Raw genomic sequence first — 12,798 nt, forward strand, 5'->3', positions numbered from 1 at the left:
CCATGCAAGGTCCAGGCGAGATCCTGTCGGCCAGCGCGGCGAGATTCCCGCGGAAAACCGCGTTGATCACCGAGGACCGGACGTTGAGCTACGCCGAACTCGACCGGGCGGCGGCCAACGTCGCGGCTCGGCTGGTGGCCGACGGCATCCGACCCGGCGACCGGGTCTCGCTGTACTCGCAGAACCGGTGGGAGTGGATCGCCGCCTACCACGGGGCGCTGCGGGCCGGAGCCGTGGTGAACCCGATCAACGTCATGCTCACCGCCGAGGAGGTCCGGTTCGTGCTGCGGCACTGCCGGGCCGGTCTGCTGTTCGCGGCCCGCGACCAGCTCGCCGGGCTGGAGGGCGTGGTCGACGAGGTCGACTCGCTGCGCGGCGTCGTCTGCTTCGACGACCCGCCGCCCGGGGCCCGGTCCGCAGCCGACTACCTGGCGGGCCCCGGCGCGTTCGAGCCGGTGGCCGTGTCGCCGGACCTGCCGTCGACCATCGGCTACACCTCGGGGACCACGGGGGTCCCGAAGGGCGCCGTGCAGTCGCAGCGGGCGGTGCTGCTCAACTGCGAGGCCACGGCCCGCATGCACGGGCGCACCGAAGCCGACGTCGTGGTCACCGCGCTGCCCACCCCGCACGTCTACGGCAACGTCGCCGTCAACAGCACGTTCCTGGTGGGCGGCACGGTGGTGCTCATGGAGCGGTTCGACGCCGGGGAGGCGCTGCGGCTCATCCAGGAGCACCGGGCCACGCTGTTCGAGGGCGTTCCGGCGATGTACTCGATGCTGCTGGCCCACGACGACCTCGACCGGGCGGAGCTGGGCACGTTGACCCGCTGCACCGTCGGCGGGCAGACGATCGCGCGCTCCACGGTCGAACGGTGGGAGCGGGTGTCCGGCGCCCGGCTGATCGAGCTGTGGGGCATGACCGAGCTGTCCGGGCTCGGCACGACGCACTGGTACGACGGCGAACCGCGCCCCGGCTCGATCGGCGTCGCACTGCCCGACGTCGAGGTCCGCGTCGGCGAGCTGGGCGACTCCCGGCGGACCGCGCCACCCGGCGTGCCCGGCGAACTCCTGGTCCGCGGACCGCTGGTGATGCTCGGCTACTTCGACGACGACGAGGCGACCGCCGCCGCCGTGGACGCCGACGGGTGGTTGCACACCGGCGACATCGCGCACGCCGACGAGGACGGGCACTTCTTCGTGGTGGACCGCCGCAAGGACATGATCGTCACCGCCGGGTACAACGTGTACCCGGCCGAGATCGAGCGGGTCCTGGCCGGCCACCCGGCCGTGGCGATGGTCGCCGTCGGGCCGGTGCCCGACGAGGTGAAGGGCGAACTCGCGCGCGCCTACGTGGTCCCGGCGGCGGCCGTGACCGAGGACGAGCTGATCGAGTACTGCCGCGAGAGGCTCGCCGCCTACAAGCTGCCGCGCTCGGTGCGGTTCGTCGAGCAGCTGCCGCGCACCTCCACGGGCAAGATCATGCGCCGCGCGCTGGCCGGCCTGGTCGACTCCTGACCCGCCCGGGGCGCGGGTGATCGAGGGGTATCCCTCGATCACGGCGCGTGCCCGGTCCGGGGTGCCGACCGCGGTGCGGGAACCGGGCACAGTCGCTCCAGGACCTCTCGTCACACACGTCGGCAGACGCCCGGAGGCGTCTGGAGCCCGCTGCCTGCAGGGAAACGAGCCATGCCACCAACACCACCGCCGAATCCGGTGCCCGGCCTCGAAGCAAGTGCGCTCCGCGTCCGCTGGCGGGGCTGCACGGGACTGTTCGAGCGCCTCGGCGAGACCCCGGACTCGCCCGAGCACCGCCTGCTCGCCTCGTTGCCGGACGTGCCCGGGACCGTCGTCCTGCTGGCCACCCCGGCGGCGGGCGCCGCGCCCGACCTGCCGAACGCCGTGTGGCAGACGTGCGGGCGGGTGTTCGGTCCGCCGGGCGCGCCCCGCGTGCTGTGGCTGCTGGCCCGGGGAGCCGGGGTTGCGGACGCCTCGGGCCGGATCTACGCCCAGTCGCTCGCCGACACCTTCGGCGTCGAGGTCGTCGCGTCGGCGGGCGAGGTCGCCATGGCCGGAATGCTGGCCTTCGCGGCCGGTCCCGGCGGTGCGCCGGGCTGGGCCCGGTTCCGCCCCGGCAGCCCGAGCACGCCGTGCGGCTACCGGCTCGCACCTCCCCCCTGGGAGGCGTTGCTGCCGCCCCGGCCCGTCGTCGAGCAGGACGCGGTGTTCGAGCACGTCCCGGCGGGACTGCTGGTGCGCACCGTCCGATCCCGGAGTTCCGGCCCGGACGACCCGGTGCGGGCGGTGCCGGTCGTCCCCGGGGCGCCCAGCGTGGTGCTGGGCCGGCCCGGGGACCAGGAACCGGCGCTGGAACCCGTGGTGTCCGCCCTGCACCGGATGCCCGCGGCGCTGCTCGACTCGTGCCGCTTCGTCCCCGGCGCCACCAGTGTGTCGGCGGCGTGGTTGCAGCGGCTCGCCGACCGGCTCGGCCGGGACGTCGTGGCCTCGACGGGCCTTCCCGCGCCGGACGGTTCGGTCGTCGCGCACGACGCGCACGGCGAAGCCGGCTGGCGCCCGGTTCCGACGCTGCTGCGCTACTCGCCCGGGGCGCCGACGACGGTGCTCACCTCGTCCCCGCCGCCCCCGGGCTGGTTGCCCACCGGGCCGGGCTGCTCCCGCCCCGCGACGGGTGCACCGCTGCGGCTGCACGTCGTCCCGTCCGGACTCGCGGTGACCACTGTGGACGAATCGGCGGAGGCGTTGCCGCGCAATCCGTTCGAGGCGCACCGGATGACGCTGGCGGTGACCCCGGCAGCGGTGGCGGCCGGGGCGGAGCTGATCACCGCGCTCCTGCCGGTCCTGTCGAAGCGGTGCGGAGATCGCCTCCGCGTCCTGCTGACCGGCCCCGCCGAGGACGGGGCCGCCGAAGCGCTGCGCGAGGCGGCGCGGCAGTGCGGGGCGGAGTTCGAGGCCCGGGAGAGTGGGGCGCAGCGGACTCCGGCGGAGCGGACCACGATGGTGGTGCCCCGACCGGAGCCCGGCGCGGACGCGGACGCGTCCACAGTGGTCGTCGCGCCGCTGCGATCGCGCCCGGCGACGCTGAGTTCCGGGCCGTCGGGCGCACCGGACGGCGACGCCGAGGCCCGGACCGTGCGCATCCCGGCACCGGCGAAGCCCGCACCGACGCCGGTGGAGCACCGCGAGCCGCTGTTCCCGGCCGACCACGTCAGCACCCCCGAGGAACGGGCCGCGTTCCTGGACTGGGCGGGGGAGGACTTCGACACCGAGGTGGGCGCGGTGAACGCGGCCCTGGCGCTGTTCCCGTCGCTGCGCGGCGACGACGAGGACGCCGCCCGCGTCGACCTGGTCGCGGTGCGGCTCTACCTGGGCGGCGGCGACCGGGGCGGCGCAGCGCTCAACGAACGGCTCCGCACCGGCGAGGAGCAGCCGTGCGCCGCCTACCTCGCGTGCCTGGCCTCCGGGTTGCGCCGGTTGCCGGTTCACCGCGGAGCGGTGTTCCGCGGTGTGTCGTGGCCGTGGGACCAGGACTTCCAGGACTGCTACCCGGTGGGGGCGGTGCTGTCCGAACCCGGGTTGGTCAGCGCCGTGCCGCGCGACGGCGGTGCACCCGAGGGGGCGTGCGTGGACGTCGGCATCTGGTCGCGCTCGGCGCGGCGGACGTCCGTGCTGACCCCCGTCGGCCAGCAGCACGAGGTCGTGTTCGGGCAGCGCGGCCGGTTCCGGGTCCTCGCGGTGGAGCGCGGCGACGACGGTTCCGCGCTGCTGCTGGACGAACTGCCCGCGGACGCCGGGACCGGTTCGGGCGAGCCGGCGGACGGCGACCGCGCCGTGGCCGACCGGCTGCGCGACGCGTTGCGCCGCCGCCGCGACCGTGAACTGGCCACTGTGGACGGTGTGCAGGTCGCGCGCCTCGAAGCCGCCGTCGGGCTCGTCGCCCAGGTCCCCGCCGCCGCGCAGCAGGTTTCCGCGACAGCCCCCTGAACTCCCGGAGCGAGTGGATGCACCGCAGAACAGCCCGTCCCGCCCGCGCGGCCGCCGCCTGCCTGGCGTGCGCGGCCCTGATCGGCCCGGCCCCGGCCGCCCTCGCCGCACCGGCGGCCGGGCCGCCGGACCGGTCGACGATCCACGGCTGCGCGCCGCCGCCGAGCGCGTCCGACCCGGCGATCCCGTGGGCGCAGCGGCAGTTCTTCCCGCAGCGGGTGTGGAAGGTGACCAGGGGAGCGGGCGTCGTCGTGGCCGTCGTCGACTCCGGGGTGGACGCGAACTCGCCGCAGCTGGCCGGTGCCGTGCTGTCCGGTGTGGACGTCTCCGGGGCCGGCGCGGCGACGTCGGACTGCACCGGGCAGGGCACGTTCGTCGCCGGGGTCATCGCCGCCAGGCAGGTGCACGGCGTCGGATTCGCCGGACTGGCCCCGGAGGCCCGCATCCTGCCGGTGCGGGTGCTCGACGACCAGGGCAACGCCGATCCGGCGATGCTCGCGAAGGGCATCCGCGCCGCGGCCGACGCCGGTGCGCGGGTCATCAACGTCTCGCCCAGCACGTCCGAGCCCAGTTCCGCCCTGCAGGCGGCGGTCCAGTACGCGCAGTCGCGCGACGCGCTCGTGGTGGCCGCCGCCGCGGCGAGCGCGGACGGCCGGTCGGCGTCCTATCCCGCCGGCTACGACGGGGTTCTCGGCGTCGGCGCGGTCAACCAGACCGGAGAACCCGGCGCCGCCTCGGAAACCGGCACCTCGGTCGACCTGGTGGCCCCGGGCGAAGGGGTGGTGAGCATCGGACCGGGCGGACCCGGCCACTGGCAGGGCAGCGGCACCGCCTACGCGACGCCGTTCGTCTCGGCCGCCGCCGCGCTCGTCCGCGCCTACCACCCGGACCTGACCGCCGCCGAAGTCGCCGAGCGGCTGCGGACGACCGCGAACCGGTCCGGCGGTGCGGTGCCCGACCCCCGGACCGGGTGGGGCGTGGTCAACCCCTACACCGCGGTCACCGGCGTGGTCACGGGCGCTGCGCACGGCGCGGTGCCGCCGGGACGCGTCCAGCATCCCGTCGTCCCGCCGCCCGACCCGTGGCCCGCGCGCATCGTCGCGGCCACCACCGCCGCCGCCGTGGGCGCGGGCGCGCTCGGGTGGCTGGCCTCCGTTGTGGTGCCGGCCGGTCGGCGCCGGTCCTGGCGCCCCGCCCGCGGTGCGCGCACCGCGGGCGAGGCCACCGGGTCCTGATCAGTCCGGGGTGGTACATGAGTCTGGGATCCCGAAGCCGAGGCGGCCGCTGAGTGCCTGTCTTTGCACTTGGTCCCGGCGGGTCGTGATAAGCGGCGTCAGCCGCTTTCTCTTTCGGTGAGTACGCAAGCAACCGGCACCGCCGCGGGTTCTCCGATGGGCGCAGCGGCGCGTCAGCGCCTCCTTGGGGGGTGGCGGTCGGGTGACGGGCGGGCGTCTCGCGAGGACAGCCCCTCCGCCGTGTATTGGGCATACATCAGGAGGGGCTTCCGCAGTCGAGACGGCCGCTGAGTGCCTGTCTTTGAACCTGCTCCCGGAACACACGTGGCAAGCGGCGCCAGCCGCTTTCTCTTTCGGTGAGCGGTCTCGCCGCTGGCACCGCCGCGGGTTCTCAGCGGCCGTCTCGCGAGGACAGCCCCGACGCTGTGTATTGGGCATACATGAGTCGGGGCTCCCGGAGCCGAGACGGCCGCTGAGGTTCCGCTCCCGGCACCGCCACGCACAACGAGTTCGAAGACAGGCAATGAGGTTCCGCCACCGGCACCGCCACTCAGAACGAGTTCAGGTTCAGGCTCCGAAGCGCGGTGTCTGCACCAGGCGGACCGTCCGCCGCCGGTTGACGAACTGGGCGCGTCCCGGCGGCAGTTCCCGGGGGCGGAGGTTGCCCAGGAAGCTCCCCTCGTCCTTCGGGCAGGAGAACAGCAGCGCCGGGGTGCCCAGCTCCCAGAGGCGGCGCATCACCGGGTCCATCATCGCCCGGCCGGCGCCCGAGGTGCTGCGGGCGACGACGAGGTGCAGGCCGATGTCGTGGCCCTGCGGCAGCAGCGACAGCAGCGGCTGGAACGGGTTGGACATCCCGCCCTCCAGCAGCTCGGCGTCGTCGACGATGATGAACAGCCGTCCGCCGTCCCACCAGTCCCGCCTGGCCAGCCGGTCCGGGGTGATCTCCGGGCCGGGCAGCCGCGGCGTGAGCAGTTCGGCGGCTTCTTGCACCGTGCCGGCGAGGCTGTCGGCGGCCACCGCGTACCCGATCTGGTACTCGGTCGGGATGATGTCCTGCAGCTCGCGGCGCGGGTCGGCGAACAGCACCTTGGCCTGGTCGGGCTCGTACCGGTCGGTGACCGCGCGCGCGAGGTAGCGCAGCAGGTTCGTCTTCCCGCACTCGGTGTCGCCGAAGGCCATCAGGTGCGGCGTCTGGTCGAAGTCGTGCCACAGCGGGGCCAGCTCGACGTCGTCCAGGCCCAGCGGGACCTGGAACACCGCGTGTTCGTCGCGCACCCGCAGCGCGGGCAGCTCGGCCGCGGCGACCTCGGCGGGCAGCAGGCGCACCGGGGGCGCCGGGACCGCGCCCGGCCCGCCGACGGCCTGCACCAGGTCCGCCACCGCCTCGGCGAGGTCGTCGGTGGACGACTGGCCGTCGACGCGCGGCAGGGCGGCCAGGAAGTGCTGCCGGTCGGTCGTGATGCCGCGCCCCGGCGCCGCGGGGACGGTGGCCGCCAGCCGGCTGTGCACCTCCGACTCCACCGGGTCGCCGAGGCGGAGTTCGAACCGGGTGCCCAGCACGTCGCGCAGCCACGGGCGCATGTCCGACCACCGGTTGGAGCACACCACCAGGTGGATGCCGAAGCTCAGGCCGCGCGCGGCGATGTCCTGCAACCGGGATTCGAGCTCCTCGAAGTCGTTGCGCATCGTGTACCAGCCGTCCACGACCAGGAACACGTCACCGCACGGGTCCTCCTCGGTGAACCGGCCCTGCGCCCGCGCCCGCCGGTAGGCCACCATCGAGTCGATGTTGTGCCGGGCGAACAGGTTCTCGCGCCGGTGCAGCAGGTTGGTGACCTCCTGCACGGTGCGGGTGACCCGGTCGCGGTCCAACCGGTTGGCGATGCCGCCGACGTGCGGCAGGCCCTGCAGGGCCGCCAGCGTGCCGCCGCCGAAGTCGAGGCAGTACAGCTGCACCTCGGCGGAGGTGTGCGTCAACGCCAGCGAGCACAGCAGCGTGCGCAGCAGCGTCGACTTGCCGCTCTGCGGCGCGCCGACGACCGCCACGTGCCCCTGCGCGCCGGACAGGTCGGCGGTGAGCAGTTCGCGGCGCTGCTGGGCCGGGAGGTCGACCAGGCCGACCGGGACGACCAGCGGGGTGCGCTCCGCGGTGTGCAGCCCGATCCGCGGGTCTTCGAGCAGCGGCGGCAGCAGTTCGTCCAATGCGGACGGTCGGCGCAGCGGCGGCAGCCACACCTGCCGGGCGGCCGGTCCGCGTCCGGCCAGCCGGTCGATCACCACGTCCAGCACGGTCGCGCGGGTGTCGTCCGGACTCTCCTGCTCGGGCACCGGGTCCGGCTCCGCGCGCAGCCGCGGCGGCAGGTACTGGCCGGTGAAGTCGACCAGCTGGTCCTCGACGACGCGCTGGTTGCGCCGCCTGCGCGGCGCCCGGTAGGCGCCCGAGACGTAGGCGGCCTTGAACCGCATCAGCGTCTGCGTGTCGGTGCGCAGGTACCCGTTGCCCGGGGCGGAGGGCAGCTCGTAGGCGTCCGGGACGCCGATCACGCTGCGGCTGTCCATGGCGGAGAAGGTGCGCAGCCCGATGCGGTACGACAGGTGCGTTTCCACCTTGCTGATCCGACCTTCGTCGAGGCGTTGGGACGCCAGCAGCAGGTGCACGCCGAGGCTGCGGCCGAGCCGCCCGATCATCGCGAACACCTCGATGAACTCGGGTTTGCTGACCAGCATCTCGCTGAACTCGTCGACCACGACGAACAGCGCGGGCATCGGCTCCAGCCGCGCCCCGGCGCGGCGCGCCTTCTCGTACTCGCGGCGCGAGGCGTAGTTGCCCGCCGCGCGCAGCTGTTCCTGCCTGCGGTTCATCTCGCCGGTCAGGGCGTCCTGCATCCGGTCGACGAGTTCCAGCTCGTCGACCAGGTTGGTGATCACCGCCGAGGTGTGCGGCAGCTTGTCGAAGCCGAGGAACGCCGCGCCGCCCTTGAAGTCGACCAGCACGAAGTTGAGCTCGTCGGACGGGTGGGTGGCGGCCAGCGCGAGCACCAGGGTGCGCAGCAGTTCGCTCTTGCCGGACCCGGTGGCGCCGATGAGCATGCCGTGCGGGCCCATGCCGTCCTCGGCCGACTCCTTGATGTCGAGTTCGACCGGAACCCCGGAGGTGTCGACGCCGATCGGCACCCGCAGCCGCTGCCGGTCGGGACGCCCGCGGCGCAGCGCGTCGACGTCGAACACCCGCGCGTCACCGATGCCCAGCAGCGTGCTCAGCTCGAAGTCGGTGGCCAGTGGTTCGCCCGCGTCGACGGCCGTGCCGATGCGGAACGGCGCGAGCGTGCGCGCCAGCGCCGCCGCGGCCTCGGCGCCGAGCGCGTCCGGCACGCCGAGCCGGGTCACCGATTCGCGCCCGGCGCGGTCGAAGGCCACCCGGCTGATCTCGTCCGGCGCGACGTCCAGGTGCAGGGTGTCGGGTGCGGGCCGCCACGGCAGGCCGCCGCCGACGTCGAGGACCACCGCGTTGCGGCAGCCGCCCTCGGCGAACCGGTGCCCGGCGGGCACCGACACCCCGTCGAGCAGCACGACGACGAGCGGTTCGCGGCTGGTGATGGGGCTCGCCCCCTCGAACCGCGGGCGGTCGGTGAAGTCCTCGCCGAGCAGCGACTCGATCTCGGTGACGTTGTCGGCCATCAGCCGCACCGGCCCGGCCGCGTCGCGGCGCTGCGCGTTCTGGTTGTGCGGCAGCCACTTCAGCCAGTCCCAGCGGGCGCGTTCGGCCTCGCCCGCGCACACCGCGACGACCAGGTCGTCGGGGGAGTGGAAGGTCGCCAGCTGGCCGAGCAGGGCGCGGGTCATCGCCCGCACCGCCTCGGGCTCGCCGCGCACCTGGATGCGCGCGAACCCGCGCAGGTACACCGGGACCGGGGCGTCGGGCAGGCTGCTGTAGGCGCGCAGGAACCGGCGCAGCGCGTGCGCCGACAGCGGTTCCAGGTCCTCGACCGGTTTCGTCTCCGGCGGCACCAGCTTCAGCGCGGAGTGCTGCTCGCCGACGCCGACGCGGGCCTCGCCGAAGTCCTCGTGCGTCGGGCGGCGCTCCCACAGCCGGTAGCTCAGCGCCAGCGACCACAGCGACTGCGGGGCCGGGTGCGTCCAGGTCGCCGAGCGGCGGTGCTCGCCGAGCGCGGTGCGCACCCGGTCGCGCTGCTGCGCGAGGTAGCGCAGGAAGTCGCGGCGGTCGCCGCCCATCTTGTGCTTGCGGTCGGTGGCGACCCGGGCCAGCTGGCTGACGACCATGCCGACCATGCCCACGGCCATGACGCCGCCGGCGACGTAGGCCATCGCCCCGGACCGCGCCTGCAGGAAGGTCAGCGCCATGCTGCCCGACATCAGCACCATGGGCAGGTAGGTGAGCACCGTGCTCAGGCCGCTGTTGCGCGACTCGGGCACGGGTGGTGGTTCCTGGAGGGCGAGTTCGCCCTCCGGCATCTTCGGGCCCACGCGGCGCGCGGGCCGGTTGAACAACGTCGTGGTCAACGCGGTCGCCTCTCTGGTGAGTGGTTCCCCTACGGATGCGCCGCCCGCCGCCGACGACGGGCTTCGCGGGTGCTCCGGCGCGGTTACGTTCCGCCGTGTCACTTCTCGGCCAGCCAGCCACGAAGGGAAACCGGACACCAGATGGAAGGCACCGCCAAGGATGTCACAAGCAAGCTCGTGAGGCTACGGCTGATCGTCGGTGCGCGGTCGGTGGAGCTCGCGGTCCCCACCGAGGTCCCGTTCGCTGACCTGCTCCCGGCGGTCCTGCGCCACGCCGGGCAGGATCTGGCCGATCAGGGCGTGGAGCACGAGGGCTGGGTGTTGCAGCGGTTCGGGCACCCCCCGCTGGACGAGAACCGGACGGCGGCCGAACTCGGCCTCACCGACGGTGAGACCGTCCACATGAGACCGCGTGCCGAGGCGCTGCCCGAGATCGACTTCGACGACCTGGTCGACGGCATCGCCGGGCAGATCCGCGCGCGCCCGGACCGGTGGAACGACCGGCTGACCCGCTGGACGCTGCTGGCGTTCGCGGGGCTGGCGCTCCTGCTCGGCTGGACCGCGCTCGCGGTGGCCGAGAACGCACTGCTGTCCACAGTGGCGGCCGGCGCGGGTGCGCTCGGGCTCGTCGCCCTGGCCGGCGTGGCCGCACGGGCGAAGTCGGCGACGATCACCGCCACGGTGCTGGCGGTGGCGGCGGTCGGCTTCGCCGCGCTGTCCGGGTGGTTCCTGCCGTTGGCCGTGCACCCGGCCGCACCGCCGGCCGCGGGCCTGGTGTGCGGGAGCGTGCTGGCCCTGCTGGTGTCGGTGCTCGCGCTGTTCGGGGTCGCCGACGCGACGTTGTTCTTCGTCCCGCTGCTGTTGCCGGCGGCGGTGCTCACCGCGGTCCTGTTGCTCGGTTTCGCGTTCGCCCTGCGGGCGGACCAGTGCGCCGCGCTGGGCATCGCGTTGTGCCTGGTCGCGATGAGCTTCGTGCCGACGCTGTCGTTCCGGCTGGCCGGTTTCAAGCTCCCCGACCTGCCCTCCGGGGCCGACGAACTCGACGAGGACACCGAACCGGTGCCCTACCGCGAGGTCGTGGACCGCTCGCAGGTCGCGGCCCGCTACATCGCCGCGCTCACCATCGCGCTGACCGCGCTGACGATCGCGCTGGTCGGCGTGGCGATCAGCAGCTGGCAGCTGTGGCAGGCGCTGTTCGTGGGGGTCGCGGCGTTGCTGCTGCTGTTGCGGGCGCGGTCCTTCGACGGCCGGTGGGCGCGCTGGTCGGTGCTGGTCGGCGGCGGTTGCGGGGTCGCGGCGTGCTGGGTGTGGCTGCTGGTCGGCACCGATCCGCTGGTGCGGCTGGCGGTGCTGTTCCCCACCGCCGTGGCGTTGGCGTTCGTGCTGGTGCTGTGTTCGCGTTCGCTGCCGGGCACCAAACTCCGGCCGTACTGGGGCCGCGCGGTCGACATCGTCGAGGTGCTCGTCGCGGTGGCGCTGGTGCCGCTGCTGCTGGCGGTCCTCGACGTGTACGAGTTCGTGCAGGGGCTGGCCGGGTGATCCCGGCGTTGTTCACCCCGTTCCGGATCAGGTTCCGAAGGTAGGGCGATGCGATCCCGACGTGATCAGGTGCAGGCTTACTTCTTCGTCGTGGGCAGGCTCGTGTCCGCGTTGGTGCGGGGCCGTCCGGACGAACCGGCGACCCCCGCCCGGCGGTTCGTGGCGAACGCGGTCGTCGGGTGCCTCGTCGCGGCCCTGGTGGTCGTCGCGTTCGGCATCGTCGGTGTCGTCTCGCCCGGCGCGAACCAGTCGTGGCGGGCGCCGGGCTCGGTCATCGTGGAGCAGGAGACCGGCGCGAAGTACGTCTACCTCGCGGACAAGCTGCGCCCGGTGCTGAACTTCGCGTCCGCGCGGCTGCTCGTCAACAGTCCACAGGGGACTGTCGTGTCGGTGTCGGCGAAGTCGTTGCGGGACGTGCCGCGCGGCCTGCCGCTGGGCATCCCCGACGCCCCCGACTCGCTGCCGGCCGCCGACTCGCTGAGCGGCGAACCGTGGTACGTCTGCGCCGACACCTGGCACGACAAGTCGAACACGCCGTGGCCGGTGACCGACGTGCAGGTCCGCGACCTCGGCGGGAAATCGATCGACGAGGACCACGCCATGCTGGTGTCCACACCGGACTCGGCGACCTACCTGGTGTGGCGCGGCTCGCGGTTCCGCATCCCGTCGCGGGCGGTGCTCGACGCGCTCGGCTACGACGCGATCCGGCCGTTGCCGGTGGCGTCGTCGTGGGTGCAGGCGCTGCCCAGCGGCCCCGACCTGGCCGCGCCGGACGTGCCGGGGCTGGGCGGGACCGGCCCGGCCGTGAAGGGGACTCCCGGGCGCATCGGCCAGGTCTACGAGGTGCACAACAGCGTGGTCGGCGCCGACCGCTTCTACCTGCTGCTCGCCGACGGGCTGGCCCCGGTGACCCGCACCCGCGCGGCCCTGCTGCTGTCGGACCCCGACCTGGCCGCCGCCTACCCCGGCAGCAGGCCGACGGCGCTGCCCATCGACGGCGGGACGGTGGCGTCGCTGCCGCGCTCGACGCAGGTCCCGTTGTCGCCGGACCTGCCCGGCGATCCGCCGAAGATCAAGCAGGTCGACCGCGACGCCCGGCAGGTGCCGTGCGCCCGGTTCCGGGTGGGCTCCGGGGACGACGTCCCGACCGACGTGGTCATGGTCTCCCGCGACCAGGCCCGCGCTTCCGGGGTCGCGCGGTCGGTCGGACCGCGGGACGCGTTGGCGTACCAGGTGGGCGTGCCGCCGTCGACCGGTGTGCTGGCCCGCGAACTCGCCGCTCCGGGAGCACCTGGGGGTGCCCGTTACGTCATCACCGACCAGGGCGTGAAGTACCCGCTGTCGTCCGGCGAAGTCGCCGGAGTGCTCGGCTACGCCGGTGCCGCCGCCGTCCCGGTGCCCGCCGAACTGCTGGCCCTGCTGCCCACCGGCCCGGCGCTGGATCCCTCGGCGGCCGCGCAGGAGCACCCGGGCGGCGCGGCCTCATGAGGGAAAGCCCTGCG

6 protein-coding genes are annotated in these 12,798 nt (G+C 74.2%); 5 read left to right on the top strand and 1 reads right to left on the bottom strand.

The window, feature by feature from the left end; translation table 11 throughout:
- The first annotated feature begins 2 nt into the window (after window positions 1-2).
- The 3 genes from NV263_RS10185 to mycP all read left to right on the top strand — a co-directional run bounded on the left by NV263_RS10185 (window position 3) and on the right by mycP (window position 5,233).
- On the top strand, window positions 3-1,514 hold the full coding sequence (locus tag NV263_RS10185) for a class I adenylate-forming enzyme family protein (RefSeq protein ID WP_263252495.1): 1,512 nt from the start codon (window positions 3-5) through the stop codon (window positions 1,512-1,514).
- A gap of 171 nt (window positions 1,515-1,685) precedes the next feature.
- Window positions 1,686-3,998 (top strand): hypothetical protein, encoded by a 2,313-nt coding sequence (locus NV263_RS10190; protein WP_263252497.1) that lies wholly within the window; start codon window positions 1,686-1,688, stop codon window positions 3,996-3,998.
- 17 nt (window positions 3,999-4,015) lie between these two features.
- Window positions 4,016-5,233 (top strand): type VII secretion-associated serine protease mycosin, encoded by a 1,218-nt coding sequence (gene mycP / locus NV263_RS10195; RefSeq protein WP_263252498.1) that lies wholly within the window; start codon window positions 4,016-4,018, stop codon window positions 5,231-5,233.
- A gap of 567 nt (window positions 5,234-5,800) precedes the next feature.
- Here the strand turns inward: mycP and eccCa are convergent.
- The gene (gene eccCa / locus NV263_RS10200; protein WP_263252499.1) at window positions 5,801-9,757 is read right to left on the bottom strand and encodes a type VII secretion protein EccCa; all 3,957 of its coding nucleotides are present in this window, start codon (window positions 9,755-9,757) and stop codon (window positions 5,801-5,803) included.
- 177 nt (window positions 9,758-9,934) lie between these two features.
- Between eccCa and eccD the strand changes: the two genes are divergently transcribed.
- Together eccD and eccB are read left to right on the top strand one after the other, a co-directional pair.
- On the top strand, window positions 9,935-11,296 hold the full coding sequence (gene eccD / locus NV263_RS10205; RefSeq protein WP_263252500.1) for a type VII secretion integral membrane protein EccD: 1,362 nt from the start codon (window positions 9,935-9,937) through the stop codon (window positions 11,294-11,296).
- Window positions 11,297-11,344: 48 nt separating this feature from the next.
- Window positions 11,345-12,784, top strand: coding sequence for a type VII secretion protein EccB (gene eccB / locus NV263_RS10210; protein ID WP_263252502.1), 1,440 nt, complete (start codon window positions 11,345-11,347; stop codon window positions 12,782-12,784).
- Window positions 12,785-12,798 lie beyond the last annotated feature (14 nt).

Source organism: Saccharopolyspora rosea (assembly GCF_025643595.1).
GTDB classification, from domain to species: domain Bacteria; phylum Actinomycetota; class Actinomycetes; order Mycobacteriales; family Pseudonocardiaceae; genus Saccharopolyspora; species Saccharopolyspora rosea.